The organism is Pseudomonas putida S13.1.2 (assembly GCF_000498395.2).
In the GTDB taxonomy this organism is placed as follows: Bacteria; Pseudomonadota; Gammaproteobacteria; order Pseudomonadales; family Pseudomonadaceae; genus Aquipseudomonas; species Aquipseudomonas putida_Q.
In genome coordinates, this window is sequence record NZ_CP010979.1 from 2,310,611 (window position 1) to 2,330,831 (window position 20,221).

At 64.2% G+C, this 20,221-nt stretch carries 17 protein-coding genes; 12 read left to right on the plus strand and 5 right to left on the minus strand.

Annotated elements, in window-relative coordinates:
• Window positions 1–243: 243 nt before the first annotated feature.
• From N805_RS10485 to dsdC, 8 genes are all read left to right on the plus strand, one after another.
• Window positions 244–1,653: a circularly permuted type 2 ATP-grasp protein gene (locus N805_RS10485; protein WP_028613670.1), complete on the plus strand. Its 1,410-nt coding sequence runs from the start codon at window positions 244–246 to the stop codon at window positions 1,651–1,653.
• Between the two features lie 3 nt (window positions 1,654–1,656).
• A complete protein-coding gene (locus tag N805_RS10490; RefSeq protein ID WP_028613669.1) occupies window positions 1,657–2,607 on the plus strand; it encodes an alpha-E domain-containing protein in 951 nt (316 codons plus the stop codon).
• Entirely contained in the window at window positions 2,604–3,383 is a 780-nt protein-coding gene (locus N805_RS10495) for a transglutaminase family protein (RefSeq protein ID WP_028613668.1), read from the plus strand. Before N805_RS10490 ends, N805_RS10495 begins: the two co-directional genes overlap by 4 nt.
• A 73-nt stretch (window positions 3,384–3,456) precedes the next feature.
• Window positions 3,457–4,179: a proteasome-type protease gene (locus N805_RS10500; protein WP_028613667.1), complete on the plus strand. Its 723-nt coding sequence runs from the start codon at window positions 3,457–3,459 to the stop codon at window positions 4,177–4,179.
• A 244-nt stretch (window positions 4,180–4,423) separates the two neighbouring features.
• Window positions 4,424–5,560, plus strand: coding sequence for an MFS transporter (locus N805_RS10505; RefSeq protein ID WP_028613666.1), 1,137 nt, complete (start codon window positions 4,424–4,426; stop codon window positions 5,558–5,560).
• A 139-nt stretch (window positions 5,561–5,699) separates the two neighbouring features.
• Complete coding sequence (locus N805_RS10510; RefSeq protein ID WP_028613665.1) at window positions 5,700–7,043, plus strand: gluconate:H+ symporter; 1,344 nt, start codon at window positions 5,700–5,702, stop codon at window positions 7,041–7,043.
• Between the two features lie 34 nt (window positions 7,044–7,077).
• Entirely contained in the window at window positions 7,078–8,427 is a 1,350-nt protein-coding gene (locus N805_RS10515; RefSeq protein ID WP_028613664.1) for a D-serine ammonia-lyase, read from the plus strand.
• A complete protein-coding gene (gene dsdC, locus N805_RS10520) occupies window positions 8,424–9,338 on the plus strand; it encodes a DNA-binding transcriptional regulator DsdC (RefSeq protein WP_028613663.1) in 915 nt (304 codons plus the stop codon). The genes N805_RS10515 and dsdC overlap by 4 nt, the downstream gene beginning before the upstream one ends.
• 139 nt (window positions 9,339–9,477) lie before the next feature.
• Here dsdC and N805_RS10525 read toward each other — a convergent pair whose 3' ends face one another.
• Window positions 9,478–10,845: a PLP-dependent aminotransferase family protein gene (locus N805_RS10525; RefSeq protein WP_028613662.1), complete on the minus strand. Its 1,368-nt coding sequence runs from the start codon at window positions 10,843–10,845 to the stop codon at window positions 9,478–9,480.
• Window positions 10,846–10,995: 150 nt separating this feature from the next.
• On the opposite strand from N805_RS10525, the gene N805_RS10530 reads away from it, so the two are divergent.
• The 4 genes from N805_RS10530 to N805_RS10545 all read left to right on the plus strand — a co-directional run bounded on the left by N805_RS10530 (window position 10,996) and on the right by N805_RS10545 (window position 15,136).
• A complete protein-coding gene (locus N805_RS10530) occupies window positions 10,996–12,282 on the plus strand; it encodes a hydroxymethylglutaryl-CoA reductase, degradative (protein WP_028613661.1) in 1,287 nt (428 codons plus the stop codon).
• Window positions 12,279–13,199 carry a hydroxymethylglutaryl-CoA lyase gene (locus N805_RS10535; protein WP_028613660.1) on the plus strand — a complete coding sequence of 307 codons (921 nt, stop codon included), beginning with the start codon at window positions 12,279–12,281 and terminating at the stop codon, window positions 13,197–13,199. Before N805_RS10530 ends, N805_RS10535 begins: the two co-directional genes overlap by 4 nt.
• A 102-nt stretch (window positions 13,200–13,301) precedes the next feature.
• The gene (locus N805_RS10540) at window positions 13,302–13,754 is read left to right on the plus strand and encodes a hypothetical protein (protein ID WP_028613659.1); all 453 of its coding nucleotides are present in this window, start codon (window positions 13,302–13,304) and stop codon (window positions 13,752–13,754) included.
• Window positions 13,754–15,136 (plus strand): tripartite tricarboxylate transporter permease, encoded by a 1,383-nt coding sequence (locus N805_RS10545; protein ID WP_028613658.1) that lies wholly within the window; start codon window positions 13,754–13,756, stop codon window positions 15,134–15,136. The genes N805_RS10540 and N805_RS10545 overlap by 1 nt, the downstream gene beginning before the upstream one ends.
• A gap of 215 nt (window positions 15,137–15,351) precedes the next feature.
• Here the strand turns inward: N805_RS10545 and N805_RS10550 are convergent, their stop codons facing one another.
• The 4 genes from N805_RS10550 to N805_RS10560 all read right to left on the minus strand — a co-directional run bounded on the left by N805_RS10550 (window position 15,352) and on the right by N805_RS10560 (window position 20,134).
• Window positions 15,352–17,022 (minus strand): NahK/ErcS family hybrid sensor histidine kinase/response regulator, encoded by a 1,671-nt coding sequence (locus tag N805_RS10550; RefSeq protein ID WP_028613657.1) that lies wholly within the window; start codon window positions 17,020–17,022, stop codon window positions 15,352–15,354.
• Window positions 17,006–18,169 carry an alcohol dehydrogenase-like regulatory protein ErcA gene (ercA, locus tag N805_RS10555; protein ID WP_028613656.1) on the minus strand — a complete coding sequence of 388 codons (1,164 nt, stop codon included), beginning with the start codon at window positions 18,167–18,169 and terminating at the stop codon, window positions 17,006–17,008. The genes N805_RS10550 and ercA overlap by 17 nt, the downstream gene beginning before the upstream one ends.
• A 142-nt stretch (window positions 18,170–18,311) precedes the next feature.
• On the minus strand, window positions 18,312–18,383 hold the full coding sequence (pqqA, locus tag N805_RS29795; protein ID WP_010455123.1) for a pyrroloquinoline quinone precursor peptide PqqA: 72 nt from the start codon (window positions 18,381–18,383) through the stop codon (window positions 18,312–18,314).
• 230 nt (window positions 18,384–18,613) lie between these two features.
• Window positions 18,614–20,134, minus strand: a complete 1,521-nt coding sequence (locus tag N805_RS10560; RefSeq protein ID WP_028613655.1) for an aldehyde dehydrogenase family protein — start codon at window positions 20,132–20,134, stop codon at window positions 18,614–18,616.
• Between the last annotated feature and the right edge of the window lie 87 nt (window positions 20,135–20,221).

Consider the following 20,221-nt stretch of genomic DNA (forward strand, 5'->3'; position numbering starts at 1 on the left):
GCATCGGCCAAAGCCCCCCCGACAGCGCCGGTCCGCAATGCCCCTCGCATTTCCCGCATTCCCGGCACTACCAAGCATTTTCGGCACTTTCATTGCAAAGGCTGTTTGTGCCCAACGCACAGGCAATCAATCGCAACCGAGGCTTACGCCAGACACAGCACCCACTTACCCCAGCAAGGCAGCACCCCGAAATACGCAGATGAACCGCAATGAAGCTGCCGGCGACGGCGGCAAGGAGTGGGTATGTCCCGGGCTTTTTTCAATGAAATGTACGAAGCGAACGGCAGTTGCCGCCCGCATTACCAGGAGTTCGCCCGCTGGCTGGCAAACACCCCGCTGGAGCTGCTGGAGCAGCGCCGGCGCGAGGCCGACCTGCTGTTTCACCGCGCCGGCATCACCTTCACCTTGTACGGCGACTCACAGGACACCGAGCGCCTGATCCCCTTCGATATCATCCCGCGCAGCATCCGCGCCAGCGAGTGGCGCACGGTCGAGCGTGGCTGTATCCAGCGTGTGCAGGCCCTTAACCTGTTCCTGCAGGACATCTACCACGATCAGCGCATCCTCAAGGCCGGCATCATTCCGCCAGAGCAAGTACTGGCCAACGAGGGCTACCAGATCGCCATGCAGGGCCTGGACCTGCACCGTGGGCTGTACGCCCATATCGCCGGTGTCGACCTGGTGCGTGACGGCGATGGCAGCTACTTCGTACTGGAAGACAACCTGCGTACCCCCAGCGGCGTCAGCTACATGCTCGAAGACCGCAAGATGATGATGCGCCTGTTCCCCGAACTGTTTGCCGCCCAGCGTATCGCGCCCATCGACCATTACCCCAACCTGCTGCTGGACACGCTCAAGAGCGCCAGCCCGCTGGACAACCCCACCGCCGTGCTGCTCACCCCCGGCCGTTTCAACAGCGCCTACTTCGAGCATGCCTTCCTGGCCCGGGAGATGGGCATCGAGCTGGTCGAAGGCGCAGACCTGTTCGTGCGTGACGAGCATGTCTACATGCGCACCACTGCCGGGCCTCAGCAGGTGGATGTGATCTACCGGCGCCTGGACGACGACTACCTCGACCCGCTGTCCTTCAACCCTGACTCGACGCTGGGCATACCGGGGCTTATCTCGGTGTACCGCGCCGGCAATGTGGTGCTGGCCAACGCAGTCGGCACTGGCGTGGCAGACGACAAGTCGATCTACCCGTATGTGGACGACATGATCCGTTTCTACCTGAGCGAAGAGCCGATCCTCAACAACGTGCCGACCTGGCAGTGCCGCAAGCCCGCGGACCTGTCCCATGTCCTGGCCCACCTGCCCGAGCTGGTGGTCAAGGAAACCCAGGGCTCTGGCGGCTATGGCATGTTGGTCGGGCCGGCATCGACCAGCGCCCAGATCGAGGACTTCCGCGCGCGTATCAAAGCCCGCCCGCACGCCTATATCGCGCAACCCACCTTGTGCCTGTCGACCTGCCCGACCTTCGTCGACAGCGGCATCGCGCCGCGCCACATCGACCTGCGCCCGTTCGTGCTATCGGGCAGTGAAACGCGCCTGGTGCCTGGCGGCCTGACCCGCGTGGCCTTGCAGGAAGGCTCGCTGGTGGTCAACTCGTCGCAGGGCGGCGGTACCAAAGATACCTGGGTGGTGGAGGACTGAACCATGCTTTCGCGAACCGCTTCCGACCTGTACTGGATGTCCCGCTACCTGGAACGCGCAGAAAACCTCGCGCGCATGCTCGAGGTCAGCTATTCGCTGTCGCTGATGCCCCAGGCCGGGCGCAGCGACGGGCATGCCGAGCTTGCAATGTCGCTGCTGGCCTCTGGCACGCTGGACGACTACATCCGCCGGCACACCGAACTCGACCCCGAGCGCATGCTGCACTTCTTCGCCCTCGACGCGACCAACCCCAGCAGCATCTATTGCTGCCTGCAGGCCGCCAGGACCAATGCCCATGCTGTGCGCGGCCGCATCACCGCCGACATGTGGGAGAACATCAACGCCACCTGGATCGAAATGCGCAACATCGCCAGCAATGGCCTTGGCCGCTATGGCATCAGCCAGTTCTGCGACTGGGTCAAGGAGCGCTCGCACCTGTTCCGCGGCGCCACCTCCGGCACCATCATGCGCAACGATGCCTACAGTTTCATCCGCCTGGGCACCTTCCTGGAGCGGGCGGACAACACCCTGCGCCTGCTCGATGCGCGCTACGAAATGTTCGGCGAGGCTTCCGAAGAGGTCAGCGACAGCTCCGCCCGAGGCTATTACCAGTGGAGCGCCTTGCTGCGCGCGCTGACCTCGTATGAAGCCTTCAACGAGTTGTATCGCGCCGCGCCCAGTGCCCGGCCAGTGTCCGAGCTGCTGCTGTTACGGGTGGACGTGCCGCGCTCGCTGCATGCCTGCATCGAGGAGCTGGACCTGATTCTGGCCGGCCTGCCGGGCAGCAGCGGCCGCGCCGCCCAGCGCATGGCCGCCGAACTGAACGCGCGCCTGCGCTACACCGCAATCGACGAAATACTCGACGCCGGGCTGCACCCTTGGCTGAGCGACTTCATCGGCCGCATCAACCAGCTGGGCCAGGCCGTCCATCACTCCTACCTGGAGGTCGTATGAAACTGTCCATTCGCCACGACACCACTTACAGCTACGCCAGCGACGTGAGCAACAGCATTCAGTTGCTGCGCCTGACACCACGCAGCAGCGAACGCCAGCGCATCGATGAATGGCAACTGGACCTGCCTTGCAAGGTAAAGGGCCAGATCGATCCTTATGGCAACATCCTGCATGTACTGACCCTGGACAAACCCCATGGCCACCTGGCGCTGACCGCCCGCGGGCAGGTCGAGATCGACCCGGACTGCGAACACGAACTCGAGAGCCAGTCCCCCCTGCCGTTCCTGCGCGGCAGCCACCTGACCCAGGCCGATGACGCACTGATCGCATTTGCCGCCCGGCAATGCGGCAGCCACCGCGACCGGGCAGCGCTGATCGCGCTGATGCAAGGCCTGGCCGAACACATGCCCTACAGCCCAGGGGCCACTTCGGTGGGCACCACGGCCATCGAAGCGTTCAGTGGTGGTGCAGGCGTGTGCCAGGACCACACCCACGCCTTCCTGGCCTGCGCACGCAGCCTTGGGGTGCCGGCACGCTATGTGTCTGGTTACCTGTGCACCGAGGACGAACAGCACCTGGCCAGCCATGCATGGGCCGAGGCCTGGGTCGACGACGCCTGGTACAGCTTCGACATCACCAACCGCCTGACACGCCCGGAACGTCATCTGAAGCTGGCAGTCGGCCTGGACTACCTGGACGCCTGCCCGGTCAGGGGCGTACGCCGCGGCGGTGGCGCCGAAGCGATGCAGGCCAGCGTCCACGTGCATCGCCAGTGACGGGTTTGCTGCAGGCCGGTCTTGCCGCCCGGGTGCGGCAAGACCACTCCATACGCAACACAAGGGAAACCGCATGACTTACTGTGTCGCCATGCACCTGGAGGACGGGCTTGTCTTCATCAGCGACTCGCGCACCAACGCCGGCATCGACCAGATCTCCACCTTTGCCAAGTTGTTCGTCTTCAGCGTGCCGGGCGAGCGGCTGATCGTGCTGCAGACCGCCGGCAACCTGGCGACCTCGCAATCGGTGGTGAACCTGCTGCGCCAGCGTACCCAAGGCAGCGGCCCTCATCTGCTGAACGTTGCCACGCTCTACGATGCAACGGTGCTGGTTGCCGACACCCTGCGCGAAGTGGTCAGCCGAGACCGCAGCAAGCTTACGGCCGACATCGACCTGAGCAGTTCATTCATTGTCGGCGGCCAGATAGCCGGCGGGCCCATGGCCATCTACAACGTCTACGCGCAAGGCAATTTCTTTCAGGCCACCCCGGATACCCCGTTCCTGCAACTGGGCGAAAGCAAGTACGGCCGGCCAATCCTCGACCGCAACCTGGATTACCGCACGCCGCTCGAAGAAGCGCTGCGCTGCGGCCTGATTTCGTTCGACTCCACCATCCGCAGCAACCTGTCGGTGGGCATGCCGCTGGACTTGCTGGTGTACCGCAACAACAGCCTGGAAAGCATGACCCGCCAGCGCATCACGAACGACGATGCCTACTACCAGCAGATTCGCAGGCAGTGGAGTGACGGCTTGAAGACCCTGCTGGCCGAACTGCCAGCGCCGCCTTATGGCTGAATGAGCAAACTGTTCAGATCCTCTGGTGCCTGTACCGGCCTCTTCGCGGGTAAACCCGCTCCCACAGGTATTGTGCAAAGCCTCAAGATTGTGATGATCCTGTGGGAGCGGGTTTACCCGCGAAGAGGCCAGCACAGGCAACATATCAATGAAGCAGAGTGCAAAGCCGCAGACTCAGTAGACAGATTTCAAAGGGAGAGCCACGCGGGTTATCCTGCGCTCTCACCCCTGTCACGAGACTGTCATGTCGTCCGCTGCCACACCGGTGCAAACCCACCGCGCCGACCAAGACTCCCGCAATGCGGCCCAGGTGCTCAGCCTGTGCCTGCCCAGTGACGTACTGCTCTACCTGCTGCTACCGATGTACGCATCCGATTTCGGCGTGACCCTGACCGAGGCTGGCATTCTGCTCGCGGCCAACCGCCTGGTGCGCATCATCGGCTACGGCTGGGTAGTGCGTTTCTATGCCCGCCATGGTGACCGCGCGGCCTGCAGCCTCGCCGCCTTTGCCGCCGCGGTGTGTGCACTGGGCAACGCGGTGCTGACCGGTTTCGCCGCGCTGCTGGTGCTGCGCCTGGTCTGGGGCCTGTGCTTCGCCACCTTCAACCTCAGCACCCAGACCCTCGCCACCGCTGAAGCACAAGGCGCGGCGCGGCGTGCCGGGCGTTCGCGGGCGAGCATTTCCATCGGGCCAATGCTGGCCTTGCCGCTGGGTGCGCTGATGGCCCAGGCCTACGGCCCGCGCAGTGTGTTCTTTGTGCTCTGCATCAGTGCCCTGTTCGGGCTGTGGCGGGCGCGTGCCCTGCCCAGCACTGGCCACCCGGTCGCCAGCCGGGGTGGCCGACGCCTGCGCCTGCCAGACAGCATTGCCACCTGGTCCTTCATCGAAGGGGTGACCCTGGACGGCCTGTTCATCTTCGGCCTCTCGCTTTACGCACAAACCCACCTGGGTGAGTCCGGCGTGCTGGCAGCGGGTGTGCTGATGGCGGTGCGCTACCTCAGCGAAATGCTCTTCAGCCCCTTCGGGGGGCGCCTGGCCGACCGCTTCGGGGCGCTGCGCATGCTGGTAGTGCTGTCACTGGCAACGTCCATGGCGCTGCTGCTGTTCGGCAGCCACTGGCTGTTCATCGGCGCCTTCTTCGTGCTGTTGCTGCGCGCCCTGCAACTGCCGCTGGTGATGACCCTGGTCGCCATGCGCAACCCGCAACAACGCATCCAGGCGCTGGCTGGCAACGCCGTATGGCGCGACATCGGCGCCGGGCTCGGGCCGATGCTTGCGGGGGTATTGCTGCCGCAGGTACCGGCGATCTGGGCCTATGCCGGGGCGGCACTGGCGGTTGCGGTGGCAGCGTTGAATTGTGCCTGGTCGGCGCGGCATTGAGCGCTGGCGCCATGCATGACATGGGCTCACCTATGGGGTGAGGAGTGATCGTTTGAGTCGATCAAATCGCTGAAATCTAATGGGTGCAAACCAACAAGAAGCTCGCACGGAAGCGATCAGCGATAGAGAAAACCACACGATGACTCCAACGTTCTCATTACTCGTCCTGGGCACTGCGATACTCCTGATCGTCGTCATGATCAGCAAACTTAAAGTACACCCCTTTCTGGCCTTGATGGCCGCAAGCCTAGTGGTCGGTGTCGGCACCGGCATGGCGCCCACGGCAATTGTGGCGGCATTCGAGAAAGGCATGGGCAGCACGCTGGGCTTTCTTGCCGGCATCATCGGCCTGGGCAGTATCCTCGGCAAACTGCTGGAGGAATCCGGAGGCGCCAGGCGCATCGCCACCACGCTGCTGAACAGGCTGGGGGAACGCAATGCCTCGTGGGCAATGATGCTCGTCGGCTTCATCGCCGGCATCCCGGTATTCTTCGAGGTCGGCTTCGTCCTGCTGATTCCGTTGATCTACGTGGTGGCACGGCAAACCCGCATCAGCATGCTGTACCTCGGCGTGCCGCTGGCCACTTCGCTGATGGTGGTGCACTGCATTCTCCCGCCACACCCGGCCGCCACAGCCATCACCGGCATGCTCAATGCGGATATCGGTACTGTCATCCTGTACGGCCTGATCGTTGGCCTTCCGACCGCTATCATCGCGGGCCCGGTGTGGGTTCGCTTCACCTGTAGCCGTGAAGCTGGCGAATCCCAGCAGGCCTTCCTGTCTGCACGCACGGTAGCCCAAGCAGAAGAACAGGCAATGCCCGCATTTGGCATCACCCTCACCACCGTACTGCTGCCACTGGTGTTGATGGTCGGCAAAACGTTGGCCGTCACGGTCCTGGACAAGGGCTCTGCGCTGTACGAGTGGGTGGCCTTCCTGGGCAGCCCACTGATTGCCCTGACGCTGTCGGTGGTGTTCGCCTACTGGGCACTGGGCTTGCGCCGCGGCCTGGATATGGCGCACCTGCTGAGCCTGACCCAACGCTGTTTCCCTCCCCTGGCCGGCATTCTGCTGATCATCGGTGCCGGCGGTGCCTTCAATGACATGCTCGTGGGCAGCGGCATCGGCAAGGCACTGGCCGATGTGCTGAACCAGACGCAGCTCAACCCGATCATCCTCGCCTGGTTGATCGCCGGGATCATGCACTTTGCCGTCGGCTCGGCCACCGTCGCGATGATCAGCGCGGCCGGCATGGTAATGCCGATCCTTGGCCAGCACCCGGAATACAACCGGGAAATCCTGGTGATCGCCATCGGCGCCGGCGCCATCGGCTGGACCCACATCACCGACTCGGCGTTCTGGGTGGTGAAGGAATACCTGGGCCTTTCCCTGAGTGATGCACTGAAGAAGTTCACTGCCGCTACAGTGCTGGCCTCGGTAGTCGCCTTGTGCCTGACCCTGCTCCTTTCGAAGATTGTCTGATCTACTCTGCACATACCGCACTACAGGTGAAATCATGATTCACGGAAAAACCCTGGAAGCCTGGCAACAAAGCCACCCGATCATCGCCGAGCTGGTTGCACTAAAACAAACCAGCTGGTTCAACCCTGGCATCGCCAAGGCTGCAGAAGCCCTGCGCGACGTGGGCCTGACGGCGGCCGACGTGCAAGCCACCAGCGCGCGGCTGCAGCGGTTCGCGCCCTACCTGGCCACCGCGTTTCCCGAGACGGCAGCGGCCGGCGGGGTCATCGAGTCGCACATTACCCCGCTGCCACAGCTGCGCCAGCTGCTTGTCCAGGAGGGATCGCTGCAGAACGTGGGCAGCCTGTGGCTCAAGGCGGACAGCGACTTGCCCATCTCCGGCTCGATCAAGGCCCGGGGCGGCATCCATGAAGTGCTCAAGCACGCCGAGGACCTGGCCCTGGAAGCCGGCCTGATCACGCCAACGGATGACTACACCAAATTGGCAAGCGACCAGGCCCGCGCCTTCTTCAGCCAATACAAGATCGCCGTGGGTTCGACCGGCAATCTGGGGCTGTCGATTGGCATCATGAGCGCCAAGCTGGGCTTCCAGGTGAGCGTGCACATGTCGTCTGACGCCAGGCAATGGAAGAAGGACAAGCTGCGCGCCAACGGCGTAACAGTGGTAGAACACGCCTCTGACTACAGCGTGGCGGTCGAGCAAGGTCGCCAGCAGGCGGCTTCAGACCCCAGCTGTTACTTTGTCGACGACGAAAACTCCCCACAGCTGTTTCTCGGCTATGCCGTGGCCGCCGAACGGCTGGCGCGGCAATTCGAGCAGGCGGGTATCCAGGTGAATGCAGATCACCCGTTGTTCGTGTACCTGCCGTGCGGCGTAGGGGGCGGCCCAGGCGGTGTTGCGTTCGGGCTGAAGCTGGTATTCGGCGATGCGGTGCACTGCATCTTTGCCGAGCCCACCCATTCCCCCTGCATGCTGCTGGGTGTGTATACCGGCCTGCACGATGAAACCAGCGTGCAGGACTTCGGCATCGACAACATCACCGCCGCCGACGGCCTGGCGGTCGGGCGCCCATCAGGGTTTGTCGGCAAAGCCATGCAGCGCCTGATCGATGGTTACTACACCGTGACCGACGAAGAACTGTACCGCTTGATGGTCATCGCCCATGAGCAGGACAGGGTCAAACTGGAACCCTCTGCCCTGGCCGGCGTACCCGGTATGCTGCGGGTGCTGCAAGCAGGCGAGTACCTGGCTCGCCAGGGCTTTACCCCCACCCAGCTGCAGCAGGCTACCCACCTCGTCTGGGGAACGGGTGGCAGCATGGTGCCGGACGATGAATTCAACGCCTATCTGGCGAAAGGGCGTAGCGTGCAGGCGGCGCCGTGAAACTCAATGGCTCGCACCTGGGCAGCCTGCATGTCTTTCTGGTGGCGGCACGGCACTTGAGCTTCTCGCGTGCCGCCGATGAGCTGTGCCTGACGGCCAGTGCCGTGAGCCATCGCATCAATCGCCTGGAAGATGAGCTGGCGCTCAAGCTGTTCCACCGCATGCCGCGCAAGGTCAGCCTCACCGAAGACGGCGAGCGCCTGTTCGCGGTCATGCAACGGACCATGGATGAGTTGAGCGAGGCCGTGCAGGAACGTGCTCACGCCGAAATCGCCGGCCAGTTGACGCTGTATGTGCGCCCGTCAGTCGCACAGTGCTGGCTGGTGCCGCGGCTGGCGCAGTTCACCGCCCGCTACCCTGATATCCAGCTGGATATCAGGGTGGGCAACGAGAGCATCGATTACCGCACACGCAAGATCGACCTGGTGCTGTGTTACTCGGATGGCCATCATCCCGGGTTGCAGAGCATCCACTTGATGGACGAGCGGGTCGCCCCGGTGTGCTCCCCCCGTTACGCAGAAACCCATGCATTGACCGGTGACCTGCACCCGCTGGATCAATGCACCGCCTTGCATGACGTAGCGGCCTGGGACAACGCTGCATTCGATGCAGAATGGCAGCTCTGGGCCGACACCACAGGTGCAGGTATCAGCCTCCCGCGCCGGTTCCTCACATTCGATCGCTCCGACCTGTGCACGCTCGCCGCGCTGAATCACGTAGGCATCGCCATTGGCCGCGAACAGCTGGTCAAGGATCGCATTGCACGAGGTGAGCTGGTCTTGCCGTTCGGTGGTTTCGTCAACACTCCCAACTATGGCTATTACCTGGTCTATCCGCATCATGACCCGATGCCCAAACGCCTGCAGGTGTTGATCGACTGGCTTGTCAAAGAAGCCTGCACTGACCTGTAGGAGCGGCCTTGTGTCGCGAAGGGCTGCAAAGCAGCCCCGGCGATTTATGCATCTGTCTCGAAACCCTGGGGCTGCTTTGCAGCCCTTCGCGGCACAAGGCCGCTCCTACACAGGGGCCAGTGCGGACCGGAAGACAGCATCAGGGGCGGATGCACTGCGCGAACACCGGTTCCTGCAGATAAGCCACGTTCAGCCGGGTCCAGGGTGTCACCGCCTTCTGGTTGGTCTGGAAGATCGCCCCCGGCGCCAGCATTACCCCTCTGCCCTGCACTTCACGGGTCAGCACGGCAGTATCTTCGATCCCGGGAAAACGCGCCCACAGGTACAGGCTCTGTTCCGGTCGGCAGAACACCTCGGCCCCTAGTTCGTCCAGCACCCGCAGCCCACCGGCAGTGGCTTCCCGCACCCGGTCCTGCAGGCGCATCAGGTGCCGCAGGAAGTGCCCTTCGCTGAGGATCACATCCGCCGTGCGCTCGCACAGTTCCGAACAGCTGGTGTGCAGCATCATCTGCAGGTCGGCCAACTCGTCGATGGCCTCCTTGCTGCCCGCGATGTAACCCACCCGCAAGGCCGCCGACACCGATTTGGAAAAACTGCCGATGTACAGCGACCGGCGCAACTGGTCGAGCGCCGCCACCTTCAGCGCAGAGCTGGGCTTGAAGTCGGCCAGGGCATCGTCTTCGACCAGCAGCAAGTCGTGCCGCTCGGCCAGTTGCAGCAGGCGGTGGGCCTTGGCCGGGGAGATATCCGAGCCGGTAGGGTTGTGGCACACCGACTGGATGAAGAGCAAGCGGGGCCGTTCGACACGCAGCATGGCCTCCAGCGCGTCCATGTCCGGCCCATCCGCCAGACGCGGAACGCTCAGCAGCCGCGCGCCGTGGAGTTGCAGCTTGCCGAACAGCGGGTAGTACCCTGGGTTTTCCACCAGCACCGCGTCGCCCGGTACCACGAAGCGGCGGATGATCAGGTCCAGCGCATGGTTGGCGCCGTGGGTGGTCACGATCTGCCGGGGCGTGGCACTGATGGCGTAGCTGGCCAGCTTGCGCACCAGGCTCTGGCGCAGCCCCGGGTTGCCCAGGCGGTTGCCATAGCGGAACAGGTTGCCAGCGCCGCTGCGCATGGCCTGCCGGGTGAATTTGTCGAGGCGCATGTCCTGCAGCCAGGCCACCGGCGCAAAACCTTCACCCAGCGGCGCCAGCCCGGGTTCGCGAACGAACTGCTGACGCATCATCCAGATGGTGTCCATTGCCCGGGTGTAAGGCGGCGTTTCATCCACTTCGGCGGCCTGCACCTGCGCGCCCACGAAAAAGCCCTGGCCGTGGCGCGCCTCCACCAGCCCCTTGGAGGCGAGGATCTCGTAGGCGGTTATCACGGTATTCTTCGAATGCCCGTGCAAGCGCATGTATTCACGCAGCGATGGCAGGCGATCGCCGACCTTCAGCACCCCAGTACGGATCTGCTGCTCAACCGCATCGGCGACCTGCTGGGCAAGGGTGACACGGGGCATCGGCGGGCTCCTGGGCTGTCAGGGGTACAGTCTGGGTACTGTTGGGCAAAACTGTACCTTTAATCAAGGGCACAGTGGCTGCACATTTAGCACCAAGCCGGCGACGCGCTCAAGCCGCCGCCCAACAACAATGACTCCAACGGAGCCTCCATGAGCCTCGACTCCCGCCTGCCTGCTTTCCGCAACCTGTCCCCAGCCGCGCGCCTGGATCATATCGGCCAGCTACTTGGCCTGAGCCACGACGATGTCAGCCTGCTGGCCAACGCCGGCGCCCTACCGATGGACATCGCCAACGGCATGATCGAAAACGTCATCGGCACCTTCGAGCTGCCCTTTGCCGTGGCCAGCAACTTCCAGGTCAACGGCCGTGATGTGCTGGTGCCGCTGGTGGTGGAAGAACCCTCGATCGTCGCCGCGGCTTCGTACATGGCCAAGCTGGCTCGCGCCAATGGCGGCTTCATCACCTCCAGCAGCGCCCCGCTGATGCGTGCCCAGGTACAGATCGTCGGCGTCCAGGACCCGCTCAATGCGCGCCTGAGCCTGCTGCGGCGCAAGGACGAAATCATTGAGCTGGCCAACCGCAAGGACCAGTTGCTCAACAGCCTCGGCGGTGGCTGCCGCGATATCGAAGTACACACCTTCGCCGATACCCCGCGCGGCCCGATGCTGGTGGCGCACCTGATCGTCGATGTGCGCGATGCCATGGGTGCCAACACCGTCAACACCATGGCCGAGGCCGTGGCGCCGCTGATGGAAGCGATCACCGGGGGCCAGGTACGCCTGCGCATTCTGTCCAACCTCGCCGACCTGCGCCTGGCCCGGGCCCAGCTGCGCATCACCCCGGAACAATTGAATACGACCGAGTTCAGCGGCGAGGCGGTGATCGAAGGCATCCTCGACGCCTACGCCTTCGCGGCGGTCGATCCCTACCGCGCGGCCACCCACAACAAGGGCATCATGAACGGCATCGACCCGCTGATCGTCGCCACTGGCAACGACTGGCGTGCCGTTGAAGCCGGCGCCCACGCGTTTGCCTGCCGCACTGGCCACTATGGTTCGCTGACCACCTGGGAAAAGGACGGTAACGGCCACCTGGTCGGCACCCTGGAAATGCCGATGCCCGTGGGCCTGGTCGGCGGCGCCACCAAGACGCACCCGCTGGCGCAACTGTCGCTGCGCATCCTGCAGGTGAAAACCGCCCAGGATCTGGCGGAGATTGCCGTGGCCGTGGGCCTGGCGCAAAACCTCGGGGCCATGCGCGCCCTTGCCACCGAAGGTATCCAGCGCGGCCACATGGCCCTGCATGCGCGCAATATCGCCGTAGTCGCGGGCGCCCGGGGCGACGAGGTGGACTGGGTTGCCCGGCAACTGGTAGAGAACCACGATGTGCGTGCCGACCGCGCCGTAGCGCTGCTGAAACAGAAGCGCGGCGAATGACCATGGCCCCGGCGCAAGCGGTAAAGGTGTTTGAAGTCGGCCCTCGTGACGGCCTGCAAAACGAGCGCCAGCCGTTGTCGGTGGCCGCCCGCGTAAGTTTGATCGGCGAGCTGGCGGCCACCGGCCTGCGGTATATCGAAGCCGGTGCCTTCGTGTCGCCGCGCTGGGTGCCGCAAATGGCCGGCAGCGAGGAAGTGTTGCGCCAGTTGCCCAACGACGACGGAGTTCGCTACGCAGGCCTGGTGCCCAACCTGCAAGGCTTCCAGGCCGCGCAACGGGCCGGTTGCCGCGAGGTGGCGGTGTTCGCCGCCGCCTCCGAGGCGTTCTCGCGCAACAACATCAACTGTTCCATCGATGAAAGCTTCGAACGCTTCGCCCCGGTGCTGCAAGCAGCCAGACAAGCGTCAATCCGTGTGCGCGGTTATGTATCCTGCGTGCTCGGCTGCCCGTTCAGTGGTGCGGTGGCGCCAGAGGCCGTGGCCAAGGTCGCACGGCGCCTGCACGAACTGGGCTGCTACGAGATCAGCCTGGGCGACACCATCGGTGCCGGCCGGCCAGACGCAACCGCGCAACTGTTCGAGCACTGCGCGCAGCACGTGCCGGTGGCAGCGTTGGCCGGCCATTTCCACGATACCTGGGGCATGGCCATCGCCAATGTTCATGCCGCGCTGGGGCAAGGTGTACGCACCTTCGACAGTTCGGTCGCAGGCCTTGGCGGCTGCCCCTACTCGCCCGGCGCCAGCGGCAACGTGGCCACGGAAGATTTGTTGTACCTGTTGCACGGTCTGGGCTACAGCACCGGTGTCGACCTGCAGGCCGTGGCGCGGGTTGGCGTGCACATCAGCGCCCAGCTGGGCACCGCCAACCGCTCCCGCGCCGGCCTCGCCCTGGCGGCAAGGAGCGCCAGCCAGCACTGATCGCACCTGTAGCTCCCGAACAAAAACAACAAGCCCGCAAGGGCAGGAGAAAACCAATGACCCTTGAATGCCGCCTGCAGCCCCTCCACCCGGAGGTGGACCATGGCTGACGACAACCTGTATGAAGTCTGGGGCGACACCGTGGACAGCCGCCACCTGCTCGCCGCCATCGCCATCGGCGCCGCCTGCAGCCTGGGCACGTTCTTTCTGGCCGAACACTTGCTGACCGGCTGGGTCGAGTCCAGCCAGATGGCTCGCGCCTACGCCATGTTGCTGGGCATTCTTGGCTCACTGCTGGGCGGCGGGGTCAGCGCTTGCCTGTTCAAACCCAAGCGCCATGTGGTCGAGCACGTCGCCGACCCTGCCTGGCGCCAGCAGGTGATCGAAGAGCTGCGCAGCGAGTACGGCGGCATCGGCCAGCTCAGCGACCTGCCGCAAGAGGTACGCAACGAGTTGCATGAACTGGGCCTGGAGCGCCTGTTCGATGAAGCCGAGCCCGCCAACGCAGCCGTCGCCTGCGCAAGCACCGCCACCCTGAAGCGAGGTGCCGCCTGATGGACGCCCTGTTCGACCAGGTTCTGATAGCCGTGCTGATGGGCGTGATCGGTGCCGTGGTGTTTGCTGCCATCGGCCTGATCTCCGGCAGCGACGAAACCACCACCCTGGCGCCCCTGACCTTGCTGGTGGTACTGCTGGGCGTGCCCGCTGCCGGGGTATTCACCTTCTTCCTTGCCGGCGCGGTGGCCAAGCACATGACCCACGCGGTACCCACGGCGTTGCTCGGCATCCCCGGTGACACCATGGCTACCCCACTGATGCGCGAAGCGAACTTCCTGCGCAACCTTGGCGTGCCGCATATTGCCCTGCGCAAGATGATCTCCGGCGCGGTGATCGCCGCCCTGGTGGCAGTCCCGCTGGCGGTGCTGTTCGCAGTGCTGCTGGCGCCCTTCGGGGATGCGATCAAACAGGCGGCGCCCTGGGTGTTCCTTGCCGCCGCCACCACCATTGCCTACTTCTCGGCCGGCCGCTGGGCCTCGGTGCTGGCGCTGCTGCCCTTCGTGCTGGTGATCATTGCCTTGCAGACCCTCACCGGCCAGCACGGCGTCAAACTCAGCGTCAGCTACTTTCTGGGCATCGCCATCGGCCCGCTGATCGCCGCCCTGTTCGCCATGCTCGCCCCGGCAGAGCGGGCGCGGATGAAGCGCAGCGAGCGACGCACCTTTGCCCTGTCGCCAGACGTCAAGGGCTGGGGTGGATGGTTCCCCAACCCGTTGAAGGTACTGGACCGCCGCCAGGCCGGCTGGACCCTGGCCACCGCCACCGTGTCCAGTGCCACTTTCGTGTTCAGCCCGGTGGCGATGACGGTGATCCTCGGTGAAGTGGTGGGTTCGCGCATCAAGCACGCTTATCACCGCCTGACCACGGTCATCAGCGTGCGCAATGGTGTTACCGAGTCCACCTACATTGCCGAGGCGCTGATCCCGCTGATCGCCTTTGGCCTGCCGCTCAGCCCGGTAGCCGCCGGGCCGGCCGCACCGCTGTTCAACGCCCCGCCACGCTTCACCGTGGACAGCGCCAGCGGGCAGGTGAACAACCTGCACAACCTGCTAAGCGCAGGCGAATTCCTCGCCTTCGGCATGCTGGCGGTCGTGATCGCCATCCTGATCGCCTACCCCTTCTCGATGAACTTCGCCCACCGCGCTGCCTCGTTCGTTTCGCGGCGAATCAGCCACGAGGCGGTAATCGCCACCTTCGTCGGCCTGATCTTGGTGATCGGCCTGTGGGAAGGCGGCCTGCTGGGCCTGCTGGTGATCCTCACAGTCGGCCTGCTGGGTGGCTTCCTGTACCGCTTCATCGGCTTCAACATCGGCGTGCAATTCATGGGCTACTACACCGCCGTGCTCAGCGTGCCGGCAATCGTCGCCCTGTTCGGCTGAACTGCCCCTCCCCTGTTCTGCCACGCAGCCACTGCGGCTGCGTGGTTTCACTCGCTTGCAAGAAAGGAAAATCAGCGATTGGGGCCGCTTTGCGGCCCATCGCCGGCAAGCCGGGCTCCCACAGGTGCGGCGCAAAACTCAGGCATAGCACGTTACCTGTGGGAGCCCGGCTTGCCGGCGATGGGCTGTGCAGCAGCCCCAAAGGCCCCGCACAATCAATGCTCCTGCAGCAACTGGCTCAATACCGCGCGCAATTTCCCAGGCTTGACCGGTTTGTTCAAAAGCGGCGCCCCCAGTTTCTGCAAGCCCCGCCGGCATTGATCGCTGCGGTCGGCGGTGATGATCACCGCAGGTATGGCGGTGGCAAAATGCTCACGCAAGTGCTTGACCACCTCGCAACCCACCACGCCATGGTCCAGGTGGTAGTCGGCCAGGATCAATTCCGGGGCCCGCCCCTGCAAGGCCAGCAAGGCGCCTGCCTGGTCGGTCGCGGTCACCACTTCGCAGCCCCACTGCCCAAGCAGCGCGCCCATGCTCTCGAGGATGCTCACTTCGTTGTCCACTACCAACAGGCGGCGGCCCGGCAACGGGTTGCCGACGCTTGGCAGCGGCACAGCCTGGTGAGCGGGCAGCGGCACCTCTTTACCCAGCGGGACCTCGATGCTGAACACCGAGCCACGCCCCGGCCACGAACGTACCTCAATCCGGTAGCCGAGAATCTTGGCAATCCGCTCGACGATGGCCAACCCCAGCCCCACGCCCTTGCGATCCGCTGCGCGGCCCACGTCCAGTTGGTTGAACTCAAGGAAGATCGCCTGTAACCGGTCCTCGGCAATACCCCGCCCGGTATCCCACACTTCCAGCCGCAAATGGCCACCCCGGCGCCTTGCCCCCAGCAAGATCCGGCCTTCGTCGGTGTAGCGGCAGGCGTTGCTGAGGAAGTTGCGCAGGATACGTGTCATCAGCCGCAGGTCAGTGCTGATGGCACAGTCCGGGATGCGCGCATGCAGCTTGAGGCCTTCCGCATCGGCCACCGAGCGGAACTCCGAGACCAGTGGTGCGAACAACTCGTCGAGGCGGTACACGGCCACGTCCGGCTTCACCGCTGCCTGGTCGAGCCGGGAAATGTCCAGCAGGTCGGTCAGCAGGTCTTCGGCGCCCTCCAGGGCCTGGTGGGTACGCTCCACCAGCACATGCTCGGCGTCTGGCAATGGCCGCTCGCGCAAGGTGGCGATCAGCAGGCGGGCGGCGTTCAGCGGTTGCAGCAGGTCATGGCTGGCAGCGGCCAGGTATTTGTCCTTGCTGCGGTTGGCAGCCTCTGCGGCGTCGCGGGCCTCCAACAATTCATCGGTACGCGCAGCGACCCGTTGCTCCAGTTCGTCATTCAGCTGTTGCAGGCGTTGCTGGGCCTGCTTGCGTTCGGTGATGTCGGCGACAAAACCCTCCACCAGCCCTTCCTGCCCGGGCTTGAGCAGCAGGTTCATCAGCACATCGAGGTGGCTGCCGTCCTTGCGTCGCAAGCGGGTTTCGTAGCCGTGCAGGCTGCGCTCACGGGCGAGGATTGCGGTAATCGCCTGCAACTCCTCGGCACCGCCGTCAAACAGGTTGGCGGCCAGGTCCGTCAGGGAAAACAGCACCGCTTGCGGGTCGTCGTAGCCGAGCATGCGCGCCAGCGCCGGGTTGGCGGCACGCATGCCGTCTTGCAGGCTGGCCTGGAATATCCCGTGCACGGCGTTTTCGAACAGCCATTTGTAACGGTTGCGTTCGGCTTCCAGTTCGTCCAGGCGGGCCGCCAGCTCTGGGTAATGGCTTTTGCGGGCCGAGTGGTCGCCCAGCCCCAACAGCCCGGCCAGCGCCCGCTGCTGTTCTTCAGAGGGCCTCGCCATAAACCACCTCGACATCACGCTGGCTTGACGCACGGGGGTTGGTGAGGATGCACGGGTCGCCCATCGCATGGTGCGACAGGAACGGGATATCGGCAGTGCGCACCCCGTGCAGCCCCAGGGTTTCATGGAAGCCGATGGCGTGCTTCAACGCGATCAGGTGCTCCACCAGGCGCCCGCAGATCTGCCGGTGGTTAAGGCCGCGGCAATCAATACCGAACACCTCGGCAATCACTTTGAAACGCTCCGGCGCCGAGCTGTAGTTGAACGCCACCACGTGCTCCACCAGCACGGCGTTGCACAGGCCATGGGGCAAGTCGAGGAAGCCGCCCAGGCTGTGGGACATGGCGTGAACTGCGCCCAGAATCGCGTTGGAGAACGCCAGCCCCGCCTGCATGCTGCCCAGCATGATCTTTTCGCGCAGGGCGATATCGGACGGGTTGGCAATCATCTGCACCAGGTTGCCATTGATCAGGCGCATGGCTTCGAGCGCGTGAGGGTCGGTCAGCGGGCCGTGACCGGTTGAGACAAAGGCTTCGATGGCGTGCACCAGCGCATCAATGCCGGTGCAGGCCGACAGGAACGGGTCCATGCTCAGGGTGGTTTGCGGGTCGATCAGGGATACGTCCGGCACCACCGCCTTGCTGACGATGGAGAACTTCATGCGTTCTTGCTGGTTGGAGATGATCACGAACTGCGACACGTCCGCCGAGGTACCGGCCGTGGTCGGGATCAGGATCAGCGGCGGGCTGGGCACGCGGATCATGTCCACGCCTTCGAATTCGAGGATGCTGCGCCCGTGGGCGACCACGATGCCGATGGCCTTGCCGCAATCCATCGGGCTGCCGCCGCCGACGGCGACGATCACATCGCAGTGGTTTTGCCGGTAGATCTCGGCGCCGAGCATCACCTCTTCAACCCGCGGGTTGGGCGATACGGCCGTATACAGGCAGTAATCGATGCCCTGGGCCTGCAAGCTGGCCTCCACGTCGGCCACCCAGCCGGCGGCGATCACGCCCGGGTCGCTGACCACCAGCACCTTGCGGGCACCGAAGGTTTTCGCGTAATTGGCGACGTTATGCCGGCAGCCGGCACCAAAGATGATTTCAGGCGATACGAACTTGCGAAGCGGGCTGAAACTCTGGCTCATTGGCAAGCCTGTTCTTATTGTTCTGGAAGGTAACCGCCAGCGTAAAGCATCCCGCAGCGAAAGCAACCAGACCAATGAGCAGCACTGGCTCAGCCACGGGCAAACAGAGGAACCGGCCACCGTAACGATGGCCGGGGGCACATCAACGATTGGCGAAATACATCGTCACTTCAAAGCCGATGCGCAGGTCGGTAAAGGCGGGTTTATTCCACATGGGCAGTCCTCTTCTTGTGCCGGGGGAGTCCGGTAGATGCATTAATGCACGGGGGGCGCCAGGGCCGAATGCTACTTTGGAAGGAGCTTGCGGGGTGCGTTGGTAGGGGATTTTGTTTCCTGTGCCGGCCTCTTCGCGGGCTTGCCCGCTCCCACAGGGATTGCACAGCATTCAAACCATGTGCGATCCCTGTGGGAGCGGGCGAGCCCGCGAAAAGGCCGCGACGCGGTCTAGAAGAAGCCCAGCGGGTTGATGTCGTAGCTTACCAACAGGTTCTTGGTCTGCTGGTAGTGGTCGAGCATCATCTTGTGGGTCTCACGGCCCACGCCAGACTTCTTGTAGCCGCCAAACGCTGCGTGCGCCGGGTACAGGTGGTAGCAGTTGGTCCACACGCGGCCGGCCTTGATGCCGCGGCCCATGCGGTAGGCGCGGTTGATGTCGCGGGTCCACAGGCCGGCGCCCAGGCCAAACTCGGTGTCGTTGGCAATTGCCAGCGCTTCGGCTTCGTCCTTGAAGGTGGTCACGCCCACCACCGGGCCGAAGATTTCTTCCTGGAACACACGCATCGTGTTGTTGCCTTTGAGCAGGGTCGGCTGGATGTAGTAGCCGCTGGCCAGGTCGCCCTGCAGCCGCTCGGCACCGCCGCCGGTGAGCAGCTGCGCGCCCTCCTCCCGGGCAACCTGCAGATAGGAAAGGATCTTGTCGTACTGCTGCTCCGAGGCCTGGGCGCCAACCATGGTCTCGGTGTCCAGCGGGTTGCCCCGCGTTATCTTGGCGATCTTCTTCATCACCTCGGCCATGAATGGCTCGTAGATCGATTCCTGGATCAGTGCCCGTGACGGGCAGGTGCACACCTCGCCCTGGTTGAAGAACGCCAGCACCAGGCCCTCGGCGGCCTTCTCGATGAACGCGGGCTCGGCCTGCATGATGTCTTCGAAGAAGATGTTCGGCGACTTGCCGCCCAGTTCGACGGTGGACGGGATGATGTTCTCGGCCGCGCACTTCATGATGTGCGAACCCACCGGGGTGGAGCCGGTGAACGCGATCTTGGCAATGCGCTTGCTGGTGGCCAAGGCCTCGCCGGCCTCACGGCCGAAGCCCTGGACGATGTTCAACACGCCCGCCGGCAGCAGGTCGGCGACCAGCTCGGCAAAAATGGTGATCGACAGTGGCGTCTGCTCGGCCGGCTTGAGCACCACACAGTTGCCGGCGGCCAGGGCCGGGGCAAGCTTCCAGGCGGCCATCAGCAGCGGAAAGTTCCACGGGATGATCTGCCCAACCACGCCCAGCGGCTCATGGATGTGATAAGCCACGGTGCCTTCGTTGATTTCGGCAGCGCCCCCCTCCTGGGCACGGATGCAACCGGCAAAATAGCGGAAGTGGTCCGCTGCCAGCGGCACGTCGGCATTGAGCGTTTCGCGCACCGCCTTGCCGTTGTCCCAGCTTTCGGTGACGGCCAGCACTTCCAGGTTCTGTTCGATACGGTCGGCAATCTTCAGCAGCACCAGGGCGCGGTCTTGCACGGAGGTCTTGCCCCAGGCTTCGGCGGCTGCGTGTGCGGCGTCCAGGGCGCGGTCGACGTCCTGGGCAGTGGAACGCGGGAATTCGGCAATCGGCTGGCCATTGACCGGCGAGCTGTTGGTGAAGTACTGGCCAGCCAACGGTTGCACGAACTCGCCATTGATGAAGTTGCCATATCGTGGCTTGAAGGACACGACGGCGCCTGGGGTTCCGGGTTGTGCGTAGATCATGCTGAGCCTCTGCGGGTCGATGCCTGTCCCACGACAGGCGATGGACCGATGGTAAAAAGCCCCGCGTGCCAGGCGAATGCATCGTTG